The 19995-nt window shown below is 40.3% G+C and carries 21 protein-coding genes; 8 read left to right on the forward strand and 13 right to left on the reverse strand.

Annotated elements, in window-relative coordinates:
• Positions 1-56 precede the first annotated feature (56 nt).
• The 7 genes from AC27JR_RS10350 to AC27JR_RS10380 form a co-directional block, all read right to left on the reverse strand.
• A complete protein-coding gene (locus tag AC27JR_RS10350) occupies positions 57-845 on the reverse strand; it encodes a putative porin (RefSeq protein WP_487173526.1) in 789 nt (262 codons plus the stop codon).
• Positions 846-1053: 208 nt separating this feature from the next.
• Complete coding sequence (locus AC27JR_RS10355) at positions 1054-1428, reverse strand: PH domain-containing protein (RefSeq protein ID WP_008111597.1); 375 nt, start codon at positions 1426-1428, stop codon at positions 1054-1056.
• Entirely contained in the window at positions 1428-2336 is a 909-nt protein-coding gene (locus tag AC27JR_RS10360) for an ABC transporter ATP-binding protein (RefSeq protein WP_487173527.1), read from the reverse strand. Before AC27JR_RS10360 ends, AC27JR_RS10355 begins: the two co-directional genes overlap by 1 nt.
• The gene (locus tag AC27JR_RS10365) at positions 2333-3160 is read right to left on the reverse strand and encodes an ABC transporter permease subunit (protein WP_010391471.1); all 828 of its coding nucleotides are present in this window, start codon (positions 3158-3160) and stop codon (positions 2333-2335) included. The genes AC27JR_RS10360 and AC27JR_RS10365 overlap by 4 nt, the downstream gene beginning before the upstream one ends.
• A 143-nt stretch (positions 3161-3303) precedes the next feature.
• Positions 3304-4482, reverse strand: coding sequence for a cystathionine beta-lyase (locus AC27JR_RS10370; protein ID WP_487173528.1), 1179 nt, complete (start codon positions 4480-4482; stop codon positions 3304-3306).
• Between the two features lie 3 nt (positions 4483-4485).
• On the reverse strand, positions 4486-5412 hold the full coding sequence (gene nudC, locus AC27JR_RS10375; protein WP_487173529.1) for an NAD(+) diphosphatase: 927 nt from the start codon (positions 5410-5412) through the stop codon (positions 4486-4488).
• Positions 5413-5598: 186 nt separating this feature from the next.
• Entirely contained in the window at positions 5599-6093 is a 495-nt protein-coding gene (locus AC27JR_RS10380; RefSeq protein WP_487173531.1) for a LabA-like NYN domain-containing protein, read from the reverse strand.
• Positions 6094-6232: 139 nt separating this feature from the next.
• Between AC27JR_RS10380 and AC27JR_RS10385 the strand changes: the two genes are divergently transcribed.
• Both AC27JR_RS10385 and AC27JR_RS10390 read left to right on the forward strand, forming a co-directional pair.
• Positions 6233-6856 (forward strand): hypothetical protein, encoded by a 624-nt coding sequence (locus AC27JR_RS10385; RefSeq protein ID WP_487173532.1) that lies wholly within the window; start codon positions 6233-6235, stop codon positions 6854-6856.
• Positions 6856-7599: a DUF3307 domain-containing protein gene (locus AC27JR_RS10390; RefSeq protein ID WP_487173533.1), complete on the forward strand. Its 744-nt coding sequence runs from the start codon at positions 6856-6858 to the stop codon at positions 7597-7599. Before AC27JR_RS10385 ends, AC27JR_RS10390 begins: the two co-directional genes overlap by 1 nt.
• Before the next feature lie 79 nt (positions 7600-7678).
• On the opposite strand, the gene AC27JR_RS10395 is transcribed toward AC27JR_RS10390, so the two are convergent.
• Both AC27JR_RS10395 and AC27JR_RS10400 read right to left on the reverse strand, forming a co-directional pair.
• Positions 7679-9076, reverse strand: coding sequence for a DEAD/DEAH box helicase (locus AC27JR_RS10395; RefSeq protein WP_487173534.1), 1398 nt, complete (start codon positions 9074-9076; stop codon positions 7679-7681).
• Positions 9077-9247: 171 nt separating this feature from the next.
• Complete coding sequence (locus tag AC27JR_RS10400) at positions 9248-10087, reverse strand: isopenicillin N synthase family dioxygenase (protein WP_008111615.1); 840 nt, start codon at positions 10085-10087, stop codon at positions 9248-9250.
• 428 nt (positions 10088-10515) lie between these two features.
• Here AC27JR_RS10400 and AC27JR_RS10405 point away from each other — a divergent pair, with 428 nt between their 5' ends.
• Positions 10516-11718 (forward strand): bifunctional alpha/beta hydrolase/OsmC family protein, encoded by a 1203-nt coding sequence (locus AC27JR_RS10405; protein WP_487173536.1) that lies wholly within the window; start codon positions 10516-10518, stop codon positions 11716-11718.
• Between the two features lie 70 nt (positions 11719-11788).
• On the opposite strand, the gene AC27JR_RS10410 is transcribed toward AC27JR_RS10405, so the two are convergent.
• Entirely contained in the window at positions 11789-12535 is a 747-nt protein-coding gene (locus AC27JR_RS10410; RefSeq protein WP_487173537.1) for an alpha/beta hydrolase, read from the reverse strand.
• 129 nt (positions 12536-12664) lie between these two features.
• Between AC27JR_RS10410 and AC27JR_RS10415 the strand changes: the two genes are divergently transcribed.
• Positions 12665-12988: a hypothetical protein gene (locus AC27JR_RS10415; RefSeq protein WP_008111621.1), complete on the forward strand. Its 324-nt coding sequence runs from the start codon at positions 12665-12667 to the stop codon at positions 12986-12988.
• 35 nt (positions 12989-13023) lie between these two features.
• Here the strand turns inward: AC27JR_RS10415 and AC27JR_RS10420 are convergent, their stop codons facing one another.
• Entirely contained in the window at positions 13024-13623 is a 600-nt protein-coding gene (locus AC27JR_RS10420) for a pentapeptide repeat-containing protein (RefSeq protein WP_487173538.1), read from the reverse strand.
• 89 nt (positions 13624-13712) lie between these two features.
• Positions 13713-15491, reverse strand: a complete 1779-nt coding sequence (gene aspS, locus AC27JR_RS10425; protein ID WP_013464572.1) for an aspartate--tRNA ligase — start codon at positions 15489-15491, stop codon at positions 13713-13715.
• A 237-nt stretch (positions 15492-15728) separates the two neighbouring features.
• On the opposite strand from aspS, the gene AC27JR_RS10430 reads away from it, so the two are divergent.
• Positions 15729-16577, forward strand: coding sequence for a DUF72 domain-containing protein (locus AC27JR_RS10430; protein ID WP_487173539.1), 849 nt, complete (start codon positions 15729-15731; stop codon positions 16575-16577).
• A gap of 27 nt (positions 16578-16604) precedes the next feature.
• The gene (locus tag AC27JR_RS10435) at positions 16605-17102 is read left to right on the forward strand and encodes a M48 metallopeptidase family protein (protein ID WP_487173540.1); all 498 of its coding nucleotides are present in this window, start codon (positions 16605-16607) and stop codon (positions 17100-17102) included.
• 238 nt (positions 17103-17340) lie between these two features.
• On the opposite strand, the gene AC27JR_RS10440 is transcribed toward AC27JR_RS10435, so the two are convergent.
• The gene (locus AC27JR_RS10440; RefSeq protein ID WP_487173541.1) at positions 17341-18024 is read right to left on the reverse strand and encodes a DUF3334 family protein; all 684 of its coding nucleotides are present in this window, start codon (positions 18022-18024) and stop codon (positions 17341-17343) included.
• A 116-nt stretch (positions 18025-18140) separates the two neighbouring features.
• Here AC27JR_RS10440 and cmoA point away from each other — a divergent pair, with 116 nt between their 5' ends.
• Positions 18141-18866: a carboxy-S-adenosyl-L-methionine synthase CmoA gene (gene cmoA / locus AC27JR_RS10445; RefSeq protein WP_055011763.1), complete on the forward strand. Its 726-nt coding sequence runs from the start codon at positions 18141-18143 to the stop codon at positions 18864-18866.
• Positions 18867-18881: 15 nt separating this feature from the next.
• Positions 18882-19850 carry a tRNA 5-methoxyuridine(34)/uridine 5-oxyacetic acid(34) synthase CmoB gene (cmoB, locus tag AC27JR_RS10450; RefSeq protein WP_010391439.1) on the forward strand — a complete coding sequence of 323 codons (969 nt, stop codon included), beginning with the start codon at positions 18882-18884 and terminating at the stop codon, positions 19848-19850.
• Positions 19851-19995 lie beyond the last annotated feature (145 nt).

The following is a 19995-nucleotide window of genomic DNA, read 5'->3' on the forward strand; positions in this document are numbered from 1 at the left end:
ACAAATGTGGGCTTTTCACTACTTAACTGGTTTAATTTATGCGATTAAACGCTTAATTAAAACTGAAAACGCATGTTAGCAAAGTAAGCATCGTAATCTGAATCATCTGCGTTGTTGCCGTAACCCACTTTTAAACCAATATTTTTATTGATGAAGTGTTGAGCACCAAAGGTGTAGTTGTCTTCTTTATCATAAGATGCAAAAACAGAAGTCGCTTTTGAAAAGTAGTAGTTTGTTTCTACGTTCCACTGGTCATCTGCTTCATCAAGGCTCACAAATGTACCTTCTACAGTTAGGTAGTTACCTTGCTGTAAATCAATGAAATATTTAGCAGCTACTGAACGAGAATCAAAATCATCATCTGATTCAACAGTGATACCTACGTAATCTGTATCGTTAAGCATGTGGTTGTATGCTAAAGAAAATAATGTAACGTTATCGCCGTCTTTTTTATCAACAAATCTTACTTTTGCAAGTAAGTCAGGGTTGAAAAAGTAACCAGCTGAGAGTGTATAGAACTCGTTATTAGAGTTGTAATCAGCATTTTGGTAAGACGCACCAACCACAAAATCTTCAACGAAGTATTCACCGCCAATAGCAGTTACATCGCCAAAGTCGTCATCTGCGTAGCCGCCAAATACGTTGCTTTGCTTATTGATGTATTCAAATTGGTCATATGGACCTAGTGTGCTTTTAGGAGAGAAGTAGTAAGTAGAGTCCACACTGATAGTATCGTTGTTATCAGTATCTGCATAACCTAAGTTACTGATTGATTGATAGCTATCTGCAGCGTGTGCAGCACTTGATAATAAAATACCTGAAATAATAATCGCTAATTTTTTCATAATGAAACATCCCTATGTACATTGTTTTTGTACTTTAACTACATTGCTAAAGTGGGGGTATGCTAACGCTGCGAAACTGAACGAAAACTGAATCAAGCAATTGTATTTGTTAGGGAATTTGTAAGAAAGTGTTGGAGTAATTTATGTTAAAGTAATCGCAACAAGCTGTAAACAATTACTTTAATTTTACACCGATTTTTGTTTGTTTCTATAATGAATACTGGCTAATTATCCTATAAACATCATTTATGTTATCACCAGCTTTAAAGTCTTTGCTGATAGGGTTTGGATCAGATCCAACCCAAATTTTCAGTTCTGCATCTAAATCAAAGTGCCCCGCACTTTCTTTGCTAAACTTAGTTATCTTAGAGTAAGCAATACTGATCATTTCCATTTTAGAACCAGTCACACCTTGTTTATCTAATAAAATTAGTCGCTTATTAGTAAAGATAAACATATCACGAACTACTTTATACGCCTTTTCAACTCGCTCACCTTCAATAAGCGTATTAGCCAATACTTTTTCTAAATCGGCATCATCCACTTCACTGGCGTTACCCATTAAACCACTAAATAATCCCATTACAGTTTCTCCTGTTTAAATATTTGATTTTCTAGAGTATGACCATTTACTAACTGCCTATACTGCCAATTATGTTGGTGGCAAAATTGCAATAGCGCGATGTCAAGTGAATCGCTAGTTGGTTGATACTCAATCACATACTCTTTATGTTGGCTCATATAAACACGGCTCACCCCCTCAATTGCTTGCAGTTGTTGCTCCACATTTTGATATGCTTCACTGAGCATTAAAGTGTAAAAATGCTTATCAGTATTCGCCGCTTTAGTTTGGTGCTCGCTTAATACGCCTTTATCTAAATGTAGTACTTGGGAGCAAAGTCGTTCTAATTCAGTTAAATCATGAGAGCTTAAAATAAACGTCGCTTGAGACGATAGCTCTGACACCAGCTCTCTGACCTCTCTGGCATGAATAGGATCAAGCCCTGCAGTGGCTTCATCTAACATTACAATTTGCGGTGAACCAATTAATGCTTGTGCTATAGTTACACGCTTGCGCATACCGTGAGATAAGTCCCCTGCGCGGTTTTTTGCAACCTCGCTAAGACCCACTAAATCTAATACTCGAAGTGCCTCTATTTGGCTTTGCTTGGTGCCCATACCTTGTAGCTTGGCATAAAAGCTAAGTTGTTTATCTATATTAAAACGCGGATCTAGCTGTGCATCTTGTGGTAACGCACTCACTTTATTAAATAAAGCCGCGCTACCTGGTTTATGGCCGAGTATTTCAAGCTCACCCATGCTAGGTGCGATATAGCCACACAACAAACTAAATAAAGTGGTTTTCCCTGCGCCATTAGGGCCAACTAATGCAACTGGCGCGCCTTTTTGAATCTCAAAATTCACATTATCAAGAGCCAGTTTTGAGCCGTATGATTTACTTAAATTACGCCCTGTTATTAATGATTTCATAATGAGCTCCTCGCAAAAATACGTTGAGCAACTGCAAGTAACACCGCTGTTTGCACTAAAGGAATAGCCAAAGCGCTCAATAACGGTAAGTTTTGTCCAGCTAATAACTCTATTTGCACACCAGGGAATAAATAATCAAGCACACTTAATGCGGGTATTTGCCACTCCAGTAATCCAACAATAATGCCGCCGGCTGTGAAATATAAAATAGCTAATACAATAGATAAGCGAGATGAGCTCGCAAAAGTATTAATTAAGCTCATTAAGGCTACAAACGGCGTAAAAGTAACAATGAGTATTAAAAATATTGAAACAGCACGACCAAGGCCACCAGCAAGTAAGCTCGGCTCGCGAAACCCGAGCACCGCCAATGTCGCTATAAGCGTGATGCCAACTAAACAGGTTAGTACCGCTAACTGCCCTAAAAATCGACCAAAGAGTATTTCAAAGCGAGTTGAGCGTAATGATAAAAACCTTAGCGTACCGCGCTCTCTATCACCGACAGTTTGATCACTACAAATAAATAAGCTAAAAACAGGAAAACTATACAAAGCAATAAGCCAATACATAGCAAATTCGGCTTCAGGCCAATCAAGTAACTTACTTAATCCAATAGAGCCGGAAATATCACGGGCTATTTGTTCAAAGTCTGGCGAGCTGATTATACCTACAGCTTGGCCTATGGGGTAACGTAAAATAACAAGCCACACTAGCGCAAAAGCCGCCAGTGCAATAAGCCCTCGTTTAGTTAAAAACATACGTACCAGCTCAAAACCCGCGATTTGGGTTAAGCGCCCTACGTTAACTGGTGATGGTGTTGCCATTGACTATCCTTAATGACGTTGTTCATACTTTAAAATAAGCGTTATTTAACAACACTAAGTGTAAACACGTTGAATTGCTAGCAAAAAAAAGCCTACTCAGAGGTAGGCTTTGTAACAAATAATGTAATTTAAACAATTAATAATTATAAATGTTGCTCATAAATAGCTAATGCTTGCTGTAAGTCGGCAATTAAATCTTCAACATCTTCCAAACCAATGTGCAAACGAATAACAGGTCCATGCTCCCATCCTGTTTGCGAGCGCAGCCCTTTCATTGATAGGTTTGCCGTTACCAAGCTTTCATAGCCCCCCCACGAAAAGCCCATTTTGAAATGCTGTAAACTATCTAAAAAAGCATCAATGGCCTTTTGGTTGCCGGTTTTCATAACAAAAGAAAACAAACCATTACTACCGTCAAAATCGCGTTTAAAAAATTCATGGCCTGGGCATGTTGTAAACGCAGGATGGCGAATATGATCCACCAGCTGATGTTGCTCAAGCCATTTTGCTACTTCTAGCGCGGCTTTTTCATGCTGATTTAATCGCACTGCCATGGTACGCAAGCCTCGTAGTGCTAAATACGCATCATCTGCACTGGTGCATTGCCCGAGTAAATAAGAGTGTTCACGAAGTGTTGGCCAATACTTTTTGTTAGCTACAGCAACCCCCATCATCACATCAGAGTGGCCAACAATATATTTGGTGGCGGCTTGAATACTAATATCAACACCATGTTCAAGCGGACGATAATGCAAGCCATTGCCATAGGTGTTATCAAGCACTGTCATTACATTATGATCATTTGCTACTTTCACCATGGCGGGAACGTCTTGAACTTCCATGGTAATTGAACCTGGAGACTCTAAAAACAACATTTTGGTATTGTCTTGAATGTACTCTTTTATGTCTGCGCCAATCATGGGCGGATAATAGGTCGTCGTAATGCCTAGCCCCGATAAAATCTTGTCGCAAAAATCACGGGTTGGCTCGTAAACAGTGTCCACTATTAAAATATGATCACCGGACTTTAAAAACGATAACAGAGTTTGGCTTATCGCTGCCGCGCCACATGGGTATAACGCACAGCCCTCACCGCCTTCGAGTTCGGTAATTGCCTCTTGCAGAGCAAAATGAGTGGTCGTCCCTCTGCGGCCATAAAACAAGGTTTTGTCGCCACGTGTTTTAGCCGCTTCTTTAAGCTCACTCACAGAATCAAACACAATCGTTGAAGCGCGCTGTATCACTGGATTAACTACGCCATGGGTGTACGCTTTTTTGCGCCCTGATGACACTAATTGGGTATTTTTATTTTTGCTCGACATGATTCATCCTTCTATCTGAGTACGCCAATATTCAATTAAATAACGTGAAATAGAATCTGCTCTAGGTAGCTTTAAATGCTCCCCCTCGTGTTGCCAATCTTTAAATTGCGCAAGTTCTTGGCGAGAAAACCATCGTGCATCTTCAAGTTCATCTTGCTCTGTGCTTATTTCATCACTGCTTGCTGTGGCAATAAAACCAAGCATGATTGATGAAGGAAACGGCCAAGGTTGAGAAGCAATATACTCTGCTTTCTCCACGGTAATACCCGCTTCCTCTTTTACTTCTCGGATCACGGTTTGTTCAAGGGTTTCACCTGGGTCGACAAACCCGGCAAGTGAGGAATACAGACCTTTAGGCCAAGTTGCTTGGCGACCCAATAAGCAGCGTTCAATCCCATCAGAAAATGTTTTAGTTACTACCATAATAACGGCTGGATCGGTACGCGGAAAAGTTTGGTGCATACAGGCTGCGTTATCACATAAACGTGAATGCCCCCCTTCAACTAAGTGATTTTTGGTACCACATCGACCACAAAAACTATGAGTGGCATGCCAGTAACACAACCCACGAGCAAGCGCTGCATTTGAGCCATCTTCAAGTGCTACTTGAGTACCATATTGACGAATATCTGCAAACTTGGCATCACCAACAATCGTTGCTAATAACGACTCTTCGAGTGCAGTTACGTCTAGCGCAAATACGGCATTATCCTGTTTATTTGATCCTAAAAGAATAGCCTGCGTTAAATCTAAATGCGCCACTTGTTGGTAAGCTAAATACACCACCTCAGGGCTACTGTTAGCAAATAAGGTGTGATTGCCTTTAACTAAAAGCCATAAACTGTCTGCTGTTTTTTTTGCGTCTACCCAAGTAGGATCTTTGCGCGCATTTGAGCCTCTGTCTAATGGCATATTACTGTAGGTAAGCATGTAATTCCTTGATACTAATTGAATCTTAAAATTACCATACTCATCCATTAAACCCAATTTATTATCGCCATAAAAAAAGCCTAAATTAGGCTTAATTAATCTATGCACCCGTTGTATTAAATACTCTCATGATCAACGCAAACATTCTGCTCAAAAATAAATCAAAAATACAATACTTAATACTTTTTAAAGTAGTAGCTGTTTGTCAATTAAATGAAATTGCTCGGCACTTTGCTTAAGTACCTCTGCGGTTAATTTATCAGCACCGTATACATCACACGGAACATTATATTGATTTTTTAAATGCCCAAGTAATAATGCAAAGTCACCGTCACCCGAGAGTAAAATAACTTTATCAAGCTGCTTCCCCTGCTCTAGCATATCTATGGTTATACCCACATCCCAATCGCCTTTGGCACTGCCGTCACGGCGTTGAATAAAGGGTTTTAGTTTTACTTCAAAGCCAATAGCGCGCAAAATATTTTGAAACTGATTTTGCTTTTCATCACCTCGGTATATTGCATAAGCGAACGCACATTCTATATCGTATTGTTGCTCCATCATTCGCCAAAAGGCATTGTAATCAAAGTTTTTACCGTAGCTTTCGCGACAGGTGTAATAAATATTTTGTACATCGACAAAAATACCTACACGAGGTTTAATGCTTTGTTGTGAGGTCATTCTTATGTCCCAATGAGTAATACTTGCAATTGCGTGTTAAGTAACCTAAATTAGTTACCAAACCCAATGTAACCAAATACGGTTACATTTAACAATGTAACCAAATTTAGTTACATATAAATAATCTATCTGGATTTTTATGATTGGTGTGATCAGCGGCGATATTATTAAATCGCAAAAAATACCTAAACAACAATACGATGCCATGCTTTACCAGCTAGAGCAAAGTTTACGTGCAAATTGCAATAAAACAACATCTTGGGATATTTACCGTGGGGATGCATTTCAACTGCAACTCGATAAAAGTGAACAGTTAGTTACCACCGCTATTCTTATTTATCTACAGTTAAAATCTGCCGGTTATGAATTGCGCCAAAGCATGGCGTTGGGGCACATAGATAACCCTAGTAAGAGTATAAAAACTGCTACAGGCTCTGCGTTTACTCTCTCTGGACATGAGCTAGATAAAATGACAAACCAGCGTTTTACATTTGCTATTGCAGATCAATCAGTTGATGAGAGCTTCAAGCTAAACTTAGCGTTTGTCGATGTATTACTGTGTAAAATAACCCAAAAACAAGCAAATGCTTTGTATGTATATTTAACCCATACTAATAACAACCATGCAGCTTTAGCTAATGAGCTCAACACCAGCCGCGAAAATGTTACTAAGCTGCTTAATCTTGCTAACTATCAGCTGATAGAACGATTTATTTTACATGCACAACAACAGCTTAAAAGCATACAGCAAGGACATGACTAATGGAATTTTCACTATTACTCGTCGCACTGATTATTGGCCACTTACTCGCTGATTTTTATTGGCAACCTATGAACTGGGTAAACGACAGAAACACCCGTCATTTTAAAGCAAAAAAACTTTACTACCATGTATTGGTTCACGGAATTACCAGTGCAGTCGTTGTGGCACTTTGGGAATATAGTTTTGGCTGGCAACAACTAAGCAGCGTATTACTGGCGACCGGCATTATTATGATCAGTCACTACTTTATTGATATTGCGAAATCGTATTCAAATAAAGGCGTAGTGCCTTTTTTATTAGACCAAATTACACATATCACTGTCATTATTGCGATAAGTATTTGGCTAACTGACGATCAGCAATTTGCTGACAATGTAATGGCGTTATTGTGCAACGCAAAAGTGCTATGGATTATAACTGGTTACCTTATTATTTTAAGCCCCAGTGCGGTATTTATAAGAATGATGTTAGAGCGTTTAACTAATCACTTTTCTAGTGATGGTAGCCTCCCCTTAGCAGGACAAAGTATTGGTATGCTTGAAAGAGTACTTATGCTGACATTTATTTTATTAGATCAGTTTGCAGGGCTTGGGTTTTTAATTGCCGCTAAATCGGTGTTTAGATTTGGCGACTTAAGTGCCAGCAAAGATAAACAACTCACTGAATATGTGATGCTAGGAACGTTACTGAGCGTTAGTGTTACTTTATTTGTAGGATTAGCAGTTAATTATTTAATCGGTTAGTAAAGCTTTAAAATAGGCATTAAAAAACGCACTACCAGTAAAAGTAAGCGCGTTTTTTATTAAAGCGAACTAAACCTAATTAGTCGTTATTTGCTGGACGACGACGGCGCTGGCCATTCCCACCTACCGATTGACGCTTTGCCCAAGGATTTTGTGCATTCTCGTCTGTTTTTGCTGCTGGCTTTTTAGAGCCACCACGACGAGGGCCTGTACCATTGCCACCATTGTTAGGCTTTTTGCTATTAGATTTGCTGCTATCTGATTTAGGCTTATTAAATGGTTGTTTTTTCTTTGGCTTTTTAGCTGGTAACGGGCGTGCATCGAGTGCGCGCTCAGCAACAGGGTTAGCCGGTTCAAAACCTTCTTCTTCAGCACGTGGAATTAGCTCGCCAATAAAGCGCTCAATGCCATATAAATCTACTGCATCGTCAACCGTTACAAACGAAATAGCATGCCCTGATGCCCCCGCACGACCAGTTCGGCCAATACGGTGAACATAATCTTCATATACATTAGGTAAGTCGTAGTTTACAACATGCGGTAATTCAACAATGTCTAAACCACGAGCAACAATGTCGGTTGCCACTAATACGCGCACTTCACCACTTTTAAAGCCTTCAAGTGCTTTAACACGTGCGCCCTGAGATTTATTGCCATGGATTGCCGCGCCAACAATATCATCGCGTTCAAGTTGCTTAACTAAACGGTTAGCACCGTGTTTAGTACGGCTAAATACCAGTACTTGTTGCCAATCGTTGCTACGAATTAAATGGCTTAATAGGGCCGTTTTACGTGCTTTGTCTACTGCGTACACGCATTGAGTCACGCTTTTAGCAGTGGTGTTTTTGGCAGCGACTGAAATTTCAACCGGATCGTTAATTAACCCTTTTGCCAACGCGCGAATATCATCCGAAAACGTTGCTGAGAACATTAAGTTTTGACGCTTTTCAGGCATTTTTGCAATTAAGCGTTTAATGTCATGGATAAAACCCATGTCTAACATACGGTCGGCTTCATCTAAAACCAGTACTTCAACGCTATCAAATTTAACCGCGTTTTGATTGTGTAAATCAATTAAACGCCCTGGTGTCGCCACTAAAATATCAACCCCTTTGCGCAGGCGCTGCATTTGTGGGTTAATTTTAACACCACCGTAAACAACAAACGAACTCACGTTTGAATGCTTAGCATATTCTTCAACGTTTTCGCTTACTTGCAAGGCAAGCTCTCGGGTTGGCGTTAAAATAAGCGCACGAACATGATTACTTTTTGCTTTAGTGCCCGACGATAAACGCTCAATAAGCGGCAAAGTAAAACCAGCGGTTTTACCGGTACCGGTTTGCGCTGCGGCCATTACATCGCGACGTGCAATAATTGCTGGAATAGCTTGAGCCTGAATAGGCGTTGGCGTTTCATAGCCCTTTTCTAAAACCGCATTAACTAAAGACTGTGATAAACCTAAACCATCAAAACTCATATAAACTCTCTATTTCAAATTAGGCCAAAGTGGCCAGTTGCGCGCATTATACCTTTAGTGGCTCAGAATGCATGCCATTATTTACTTTGTGCCAAATCAATAAACACAAAGACTAAAAAAGCGGCTAAACAGCCGCTTTTTATTTACCTGAGCATTACAAATGCTAAAAGATTATTTTACACCTAACTCACGTAAACGCTCTTGTAAGTAGCTATCTGCTGTGTAGCGATCAGATAACACCACATCTGGACGAGGGTGTAAAAACAATGGTAATGAAATACGTGATTTGGTTGTTGCTTTACCCGATGGATTAATTACACGGTGAATCGTTGATGGGAAGTAGCCACCCGATGCTTCTTGTAGCATGTCACCAATATTAATAATTAGACTACCAAAATCACATGGCACGTCTAACCAACCGCCATCAGTTTTTTGTACTTGTAAGCCTGGCTCATTTGACGCCGGTAATACGGTTAATAAGTTAATATCACCGTGCGCAGCAGCACGAATAGCACCAGGCTCTTCATCACCTGTCATTGGCGGGTAATGTAAAATACGTAACAACGTTTGCTCAGACTGGGCAATCATATCTTTTAAATCAATAGAGAACTTAGCACGCACTTCTTCAGGCGCTTCAGCCTGAACCCAGCTTAATAATGTTGCCGCAAATTCATTAGCTAAACGGTAGTACTCACGTACATCTGCTTCTAATTGTGCAGGAACACGGCCTTTAGGGTAAACATGAAAGTACTCTTTAATGTCTTTTACCGTATGGCCTTTAGCTACTTCTGATACCGACGGTGGAAAATAACCATCTTGCGTTTCTTTTGAAAATAAAAACTCATGCTTTTGCTCTGAGTTAAAAAAGTCTTGCCAATTTTTATAAATAGACTCAACTAAAGATTGCGGAATAGGATGGTTTTTTAATACGCCAAAACCAGTATTTCTCAACGATTCAACAAATTGCGCAGCCGCATCGTCCGCTTTATAATCAACTGTAGGTAATTGCATGGTACATTCCAGTAAGTAGGTTGTTAGAAGCCATTTACCAATTCGCTTGAGTAAAGATCCATTTAATTAACTAAATATTACATGCTAACTACGCAAAAAAAATTATATCTAGTTGTTCTAGTTAAGGTTTTTTAAACGCCGATAAACAACGACTTAATACATTAAATTAATCACAGGTTTATGCAAACTGGTATTACATTCAAATATAGCTTAACTACTTAATTCAAGTAATAAAGGCTGCATTTTTATGCTGTGCGAGGATAGACAAACCCCCTTGAAATTATAAGGACATATGTCCGCACTTAATTGGTAAGCCCTCTCTAGCTTGATCAAGATCAAAACAATAGCTGTATTGAATTTTCACCCCATCGTACCAATCTCTTCTTTATCAGCACCACACACTTTATCAACTTGTTAAGGCTCTCTACATGCGACAAAAAGTTTCTTTTAAAAGCGGTGAATTAGAACTCGCTGGACAACTTGAACAGCCCTCTGGTGAGGTGAAATTTTATGCCTTATTTGCTCACTGTTTTACCTGCTCTAAAGATGTAGCCGCTGCAACACGAATAAGCCGCGCGCTCACTCAGCAAGGCATTGCTGTATTACGCTTTGACTTTACAGGGCTTGGTAATAGCGATGGTGACTTTGCCAACAGTAACTTTTCATCAAACATTCAAGACTTAGTGGCTGCAGCCAATCACTTAAGAACACACTTTAAAGCACCTCAGTTATTGATAGGCCACAGTTTAGGTGGTGCTGCGGTGCTTGCAGCAGCAGAGCACATACCCGAAGTGTCAGCTATTACGACCATAGGCGCGCCATCAGATGCCCAGCATGTTACTCATAACTTTGCTGCTCATTTAGATGAAATAAACCAATCGGGTGAAGCAAAAGTGTGTTTAGCTGGGCGTGAGTTTACGATTAAAAAGCAATTTATAGATGACATCGCCAAATACGATAACAGCCATATAGGTAAGCTTAAGCGTGCTTTGTTGGTTATGCACTCTCCTATTGATGCCACCGTGAATATTAGTGAAGCCGAAAAAATTTACGCCGCTGCCAAGCATCCAAAAAGCTTTATAAGTTTAGATAAGGCCGATCACTTACTCAGCAATAAAGAAGACGCTAACTACGCAGCCGATGTCATTGCTACGTGGGCTAATCGCTATGTTGAATACGAGAAAACACCCTATAGTGCAAAATTAACTAACGGCAGTGTATTAGTTGAAGAAAAAGATCATCAATTCACTCAACACGTGAGTACTAAAAACCATACATGGCTTGCTGATGAGCCTACCGATGTCGGCGGCAAAAACTTAGGCCCAGACCCTTATGATCATTTACTCGCTGGGCTTGGAGCGTGTACTGCAATGACACTTCGCATGTATGCAAGTCGCAAAGAGTTACCGCTAGAGCATATAAAAGTAGAGCTTAACCATACCCGTAATTACAACCAAAATTGTGATGATTGCGAAAAAACCGGCAATATAGAGGCCATTACCCGCAAAATAACCTTAAAAGGAGATTTAACTGACGCTCAGCGAAATCGATTACTCGAAATAGCCGATAAATGCCCTGTGCATAAAACGCTACATAATAGCCCTTTGGTGGTGAGTGAACTAGTAGAGTAACTTAAAACTAAAATAGCGCAGTAGGCCTGCGCTATTTTTAGGATTTTAATTTAAAAGCTGACTGTATCGTTTAATTTTCTAAAAACGCCGCTACCTCTTTAATCATTCTATCCACCAGCCATTTAGGCCCGTCATCGTACATATCGTTATGACGTGATTCTGATATCAACGTTTGTGTAACAGGATAAACAGTTAACTCTTTATCGGTTAAAAGCACGTTCGCATCGGCTGGGTAATCACTACCTCTAAGTGTGAGCACATGTATGTTTTTATTGCGTGGCAATAACATGCGGCGGTGATCGAGCGTAATTAATTGGCTTACTTCACTTGGGTAAATAGCTGTATACAAGGCTGAGATATCTCCACCATTTGAGTGGCCAAATAAAGTGAGTTTTGTAAAATCATACTCAGGGTATTTAACACTTAGCTCATTAACTAAAAATTTGAGTGTTACAACACCCCGGTGCCAATTTTCCATACGAGTAGTTAGGTATGGCTGCGCACGATTAAGTGCAGGGTCACTTTTAAGCTCATGCGCTACCGCAATGCTTAAATAACCTTGCGCATTAAATAACTTACTCGCAAAAGTGTATTCATTGTGGCTAATGCCATATCCTGCATTTACAAATACCACAGGGCATTTGACTTGCGCGCTGCACTTAAGGTGGTTAGCTGGTAGGGTAATTTTTACAGGTATAGAGCGATTACGACTTTCATCAATGATTGCATCGTCTTGGGCATAACTTGATGATGCAAATAGCATAGAGCTTAAAGTCAGTGCACTTAACATTAAACGCTTTTTTATAATTTTTAACATGCATTCCCTTGTATTACTTATACATTTTTAACTAACATCAATTTTTATTATAAAGGTTAGCGCGCGCCTTTGCTAATTTGTGCGATAATAGCGATTATTGTTTTACTATTATCGCAAAAGAATCCATTCATGAAATCATATAGCAGCATTGAACAACGCATCGACATTCTCCAAAGCAGAATTGAAGCCTACCAAGAAGAAATTAAAGTGTTACAAGCCGAGCCGAAAAGTAACAACGAACGGATTATTTTTAAGTTCATTGAAACCGGCAGTACAGGTAAAACCAAAGACTTTGTGAGAGAGCTGGGAATTAAATCGCCGCGTGATAGCTTATATTCATCTGGTGATGTAACCAAACTGATTAAAGATGGCGCTGATGATATTTCGCCTGAGCTACTGAGCATAGCCCGTGCACTTGCTAGCGCGCGCAACAAAAATGGCCCTGCTTGCTAATAGTAAATATACGCATTAGCCGTAAACTCTTGCGGCTAATCAACCAGCTCGATATCAAGTCCAGCTAATAAATTTAACGCTTCAAGCCGTTCAAACTTTGCATTACTCACATCATTGCTTGTTATATCAATATTAAATTGCGTTGCGCCAACAAAGTTTGCTTTTCTCAAATTAGTTTGATGAAACAGGCTGTCTCTAAAGTCAGTATCCGAGAAGTTGCTTTGAGTTAAGTTAGCGTGCCTAAAATCAACATCTTTGGCAAAACAACTCGTCATTGTTAACGCTTTTAACTGTAATTCAAAAAACGAACTATGGCTCAGCTCACACTGATTAAAACTCACCGGTGACGTTAGCGCTAATTGCGGCCAATTTACTTGCCCCCACACTATGCTATTGAGCTTACAGTTTGCAAAGCTCACCTCTTCTAAGGAGCTGTAATTCCAGTTAAGCTCAGTCAAATTACAGTTAATAAATTCACACTCTATAAACCGACAGGCACTAAACTGGCTGTGACTAAAATCGCAATCAATAAACTGACATTGTTCAAACTCAATATCGCTAAAGCGCTTTGCATTTGCTGTAAAGTTTAAAAATGGCTGATCAAAATAATGACTTTCTTTAAATAACTCACTCATAAATATAAAGCACCTAAATTGGGTTATGCCAAACAAAAAACCCCTTAGGTATTTAGCCTAAGGGGTTTTGATCTAACTAAAAGCTAGCTTTATTCTGCGCTTGGTAATTCTTTCTCAACTACACTAATTGCAAGCTCTGTCAGCGAATCGCTGTTAGCTTTGCTTGGTGCATCGGTTAATAAACACGATGCTTGTGTGGTTTTAGGGAAAGCAATAACGTCACGAATGTTATCAGTACCACATAACAACATAACTAAACGGTCTAAACCGAACGCTAAACCTGCATGCGGCGGTGTGCCGTATTTAAGTGCATCAAGTAAGAAACCAAATTTATCTTGCTGCTCTTGCGCTTCAATACCTAAAATTCTAAATGCCGCTTCTTGCATATCTGCATTGTGAATACGTACCGAGCCACCGCCCACTTCGTAGCCGTTTAATACCATATCGTAAGCATCTGAAATAGCCGCTGCTGGGTTTGCTTCAAGCTCACTGGCACTAATATCTTTTGGTGCAGTAAATGGATGGTGTACAGCGTGTAATGTGCCTTCGTCATCTTCTTCAAACATTGGGAAGTCAACAACCCAAAGTGGTGCCCAGCTATCTAAATTAGTGATTTCTAAATCAATACCAATTTTTAAACGAAGTGCGCCCATGGCTTCATTTACGGTGTTGCGTTTATCCGCACCAAATAAAATGATATCGCCTGTTTGTGCATTAGTACGTTCAAGTAACTGCGTGATCACATCTTCATTTAAGAATTTAGCGATTGGCGATTGCACGCCCTCAACGCCTGCATCGCGGTCATTTACTTTCATCCATGCTAAACCTTTAGCACCGTAAATACCGATAAACTTAGTGTAATCATCTAGTTGCTTACGAGAAAGTGATGCACCACCTGGTACCGTTAGTACTGCAACACGGCCTTTTTCATCGTTTGCTGGGCCTGAGAATACTTTAAACTCTACGTCTTTTACTAAATCGGCTACATCAATAAGCTTCATTGGGTTACGTAAGTCTGGCTTATCAGAACCATATAGGCTCATTGCCTCAGAGTAAGGCATAATTGGGAAATCACCTAAATCCACATTTAGTAATGACTGCCACATTTCACGGATCATTTTCTCTGTCATGCCACGTACTTGATCAGAGCTCATGAACGAGGTTTCTAAATCTATTTGAGTAAATTCAGGTTGACGGTCAGCACGTAAGTCTTCATCACGGAAACATTTAACAATTTGGTAGTAACGGTCAAAACCCGACATCATCAACAATTGCTTAAACAACTGTGGCGACTGTGGTAATGCGTAAAAGCTACCTTTATGTACACGACTCGGTACTAAGTAATCGCGAGCACCTTCAGGCGTTGCTTTAGTTAGCACTGGCGTTTCGATATCTAAAAAGCCATTTTCATCTAAAAAGCGACGTACAAAGCTGCTTGCTTTAGCACGTAATTTAATGCGGTCGCTCATTTCTAAACGACGTAAATCTAAGTAACGGTATTTTAAACGACGCTCTTCTGAATTCACTTGGTTAAAATCAAGTGGCATAGGCTCAGAGCGGTTAATAATCGTTAAACCCGTGCCTAAAATTTCTACTTCGCCGGTTGCCATGTCTTTATTTACTTGGCTATCTGGGCGAGCGCGTACAATCCCTTTTAACTGAACACAAAATTCTTGACGAAGTTTGTTAGCTGTTTCCATTAATCCTTCAACTTCCGGATCGAATACAACTTGTACTAAACCTTCTCTATCACGTAAATCGACAAAGATAAGTCCACCAAGGTCACGTCGTTTGTTGATCCAGCCACATAGTTCAACTTCCTGATCTACGTGAGTTTTATTTAGCTGTCCGCAGTATATAGAGCGCATAGTTTTCCTGTCAGATAAAAGGCATATAGCGGTTAAACACCGTTGTTTTAAAAGTTTTTATAAACACCAAAATGAAAATAAAACCGCTAGCAATTCAAAATAATCAAATTAAGCCCTGCATTATACCCAAGTAGGTTGAAGATGCTAGGGCGTGTTTACCTTTCTAGGTTGAATTTACAGCGCACCGTTTTGTAATTTGTTACACTACAGGCACTTTATAACAAGGCTTTTGTTAGTATGCTATATATTGGATGCCCGCAGTGGTCGAGCAACGCATGGAAAGGAAATTTATTTTCACGCCAGTGTAAAAATGCCGATATGCTCAGTGAATATGCGCAGCATTTTAATTCGGTGGAAGGTAACACCAGTTTTTATGCCGATCCCTCGCCTGACACTGTATTACGCTGGGCTGCCAGTGTACCCGATGAGTTTAAATTTACCTTTAAATTTCATCGGCGCTTTAGTCACGAACTCCAGCTTAGTAACGTGCAACATGAGCTAACCAATTGGCTTAATTTATTCGCCCCACTATTTGAAAAAACAGGGCAAATAATGCTGCAATTACCTAAAGCGTTTGCGCCACAGCATTTAGCTAAGCTTGCCGCTTTTATTGAGTTACTTCCTAAAGAGCTAAACTATGGGGTTGAGGTACGCCACCCTGATTTTTTCAAAAAAGGTGAGGCCGAAATCGCACTTAATCAGCTTTTAATGGCACATAATATAAACCGCATTGCTATGGATACTCGGGCGCTCTTTGCAGTAAAGCCAACCACCGAAGCGCTAATAGATGCACAACAAAAAAAGCCTTATTTACCGGTACACGCTATTGCTACTGGCTCGCAGCCTATGGCACGTTTTGTTATTGCTAACTTAGAAAACGATTATAAGACCTTTTATCAGCCTTGGCTTAGCAAAGTAAGCCAGTGGCTCGATGAGGGCAAAAGCCCCTATGTGTTTTTTCATACCGCTGATAACCGCCAAGCGCCGCTGCTGGCTCGCCAGTTTTGCCAAGATTTGGGGTATAATCACAACGTACTCAACCCATTTAGTGGTGAAAAAGAAGCCCAGCAGCAAGCACTTTTTTAAAAATAAATTCAAAATACAGAGACAATAATGAGTGAATACGCACGTTACTTTACCGGCTACCCTGCCAATATCGTTGAGCAAGTATTAGGACTAATAAAAGCAGGAAAGGTAAGTGAGTATTTACTTAAAAAGTACCCGCAGGCGCATCGTATTACCAGTGATAAGTTACTGTATAGCTACGCCACTGAGCTTAAAAAGCAATATTTAAAAAACGCCCCGCCATTTGGCCGCGCTGCGTTTAAAAAACAAGGTGATATGGTTACCAATGCGCTCGGTACCCACACGTACCGTATGCAAGGTAAAACCCGCAAGCACGATTTAGCAATAAACAGCGATTTACTGCGCGGCCCCGAGCCATTATTAAAAGCATTAGTGGTGCACGAACTCGCGCATTTTAAGGAAAAAGACCATAACAAAGGCTTTTATAAATTATGCTGCCATATGGAGCCGCAGTACCATCAGCTAGAGCTGGATTTACGGATTTTTTGTGTAGCTATTGCGATGGGTGAGAATCCGTATAATTGAGCGGTCAGCGGTCAGCGGTCAGCGGTCAGCGGTCAGCGGTCAGCGGTCAGCGGTCAGCGGTCAGCGGTCAGCGGTCAGCGGTCAGCGTAAAATATAAATACAACCTAACTCGCAATTAAAGCTCTCAATAATAAAAAACGCGATACTAAATCGCGTTTTTTAAAATTTACTGATAGCAAAAAAACTGACAGCTAGCTCGTTGGGTTTCGTTTTACTCAACCCAACCTACGTAAAAACATTAAAGCCCTAATTCGGCCATAAAGTCGTCGTCGCTATCATCTTGCTTTGGCTGTTTCGCTTTTTCTTTATCCGCTTTTTGCTTAGCTTCATTTTCGATAATATCGTCTGGGTCTATCGCTTCTACAATGTCAAAGTCGTGAAGTTTAATAAACTCTGTTTTATCCATCGCTAATTCTAAATAGAAGATATTTTGGTTGCGAGTCGTAAACGTTACGCGACGTGCTTGCGGACGATCCATAGTGGTATCAACCGATATTTGCACTTGTTTATTAATAGCCATCATTTTTGGCTGATTTTGGGTAATAGAGGTATGCAGCTGTTCACGCACTTTTGACGTGAAGTCGCCCACTATTTGGTTCATCAACTCGCCCATCACGTTTGAAACATCATCAGATAAGTGGCTGTGTGCAATTTCCTCTTCTGGCATACCCATGTTACGCATGTAATCGCCATAAATTTCCATCGCCGCTTGCGCCGTAAAGTTGGTAACAACTAAGCCGGTAAAGCCCCCGTCAAATAAAACAAAACAACCTATGTCTGGTCGCATACATGTGCGGGTAATTTTTTGCACCATGGCTGAATAGCTGATCTCGTTGCCGCTGGCTGATGAAAGTACACCCGTTACTGAGTGGCATAATGTTGCTAATATGTCGTCGGTACTAATAACCTTACTTTTGCTCATTTAATAATCTCTTTTATACTTATTCTTCATAATTCTAGTCAAGCTACTGAATTTATCACTGACTATCCAGCATAAAATGTTAAAATAGCACTATTATTTTCAAAGAGACTGCCTTCGTGAGTATAAAAGACAGTATTTATGCCTCTGAGCAACAAGTAAAAGACTTTAGTTTTGATCAAAACGTGGTTGAAGTATTTCCCGACATGATCCAACGCTCGGTACCAGGTTACGCCACCATAGTAAGTACCATGGGAAAATTAGCTGGTGAGTATGCTCAGCCAAATTCAAATTTGTATGACCTAGGCTGCTCGTTAGGGGCGGTTACCCTAAGTATGCGCCGTAATATTCAAACTGATAGCTGTCATATTATTGCTGTAGATAACTCACAAGCCATGGTGGAGCGTTGTAAGGTCCATTTACAAGGGTTCAGATCTGATGTTCCTGTAACGGTTACATTAGGTGATATTAACGAGCTTGATATTCAAAATGCCTCAGTAGTGGCGATGAATTTTACTCTGCAGTTTATTCCACCTGTGCAGCGCAAAGCGGTACTTGAAAAAATATACGCTAATTTAAAGCCCGGTGGCGTTTTGCTATTAAGTGAAAAAATTAAAGCCGAAAACGAGCAATGTGATAACTTACTGATTGACTTGCACCACGACTTTAAACGTCATAATGGCTACTCTGAGCTGGAAATAAGCCAAAAGCGTACCGCCATTGAAAACGTAATGCGCCCCGATACACTTAGCACACATACACAACGTTTAAGCGACATTGGTTTTAGCCAAACGCAAGTGTGGTATCAATGTTTCAATTTTTGCTCAATGGTAGCAATTAAATAATTTAGAGAGTGACACATGTCTGCATGGTTTAACCAATTTTACGCTGCTATTGCACAAAGCCCACTTAGCCACTGGCTAGAAACCTTGCCTGCGCAATTAAAGCATTGGCAACAAGAGGCTAGCCATGGCGATTTGCCTCAATGGCAAAAAGTACTAAAAAACTTACCTGAGGTATCAACAAACCAAGTTGATATTGTCAGCAAAGTAGCAATAGGCGCGCCTGGCGAAATGACTGAAGGCGAAAAAAAGCAAACCACGCATTTATTAAAACGAATGATGCCTTGGCGAAAAGGTCCATTTAATGTGCACGGTATCGATATTAATACAGAATGGCGCAGTGACTGGAAATGGGATCGACTCCTACCGCATATTGAGCCATTAAAAGGCCGTACTGTATTAGATATTGGTTGTGGCTCGGGATATCACCTATGGCGTATGCGCGGTGAAGGTGCTCAGTTTGTGGTGGGTATTGACCCATCTGACTTATTTTTATGTCAGTTTCAGGCAATTAAACACTTTAACCCTGATGAAAACGTGCATTTATTGCCATTAGGTGTAGAAGCCCTACCAGAGCTTAAAGCATTTGATACGGTATTTTCGATGGGAGTACTTTATCACCGTCGCTCACCTATCGACTTTTTAGCGCAATTAAAGGCACAGCTTCGCCCTGGTGGTGAGCTAGTACTTGAAACTTTAGTTATTGAAGGCGATGAAAACACCGTTTTAGTACCGACCGACCGCTACGCAAAAATGCGTAATGTATGGTTTATTCCAAGCACTGCGGCATTAAAATTGTGGATGGAACGTGTTGGCTTTAAAGATGTGCAAATTAAAGATTGTGCTATTACAACGCTCGACGAGCAGCGTAAAACTGACTGGATGGAAAACGAATCTTTAGTTGACTTTTTAGACCCCACTGACACCAGTAAAACCATTGAAGGCTACCCTGCTCCACTTAGAGCGATACTTACAGCAAAAGCCTAATTTGTAGTATTAATTTTTATTTTCATGTTAAAAAGCGCCATTGGGCGCTTTTTTTGTTTACTAATACAACAACTAGCGGACAAGTGTCCTTGTCTTTAAAATCAAATATAGATTTCAACTAGCCGCGCCCCTGCAATTGTTGTAA

The sequence above is a fragment of the Pseudoalteromonas sp. NH0006-26 genome (assembly GCF_057552415.1).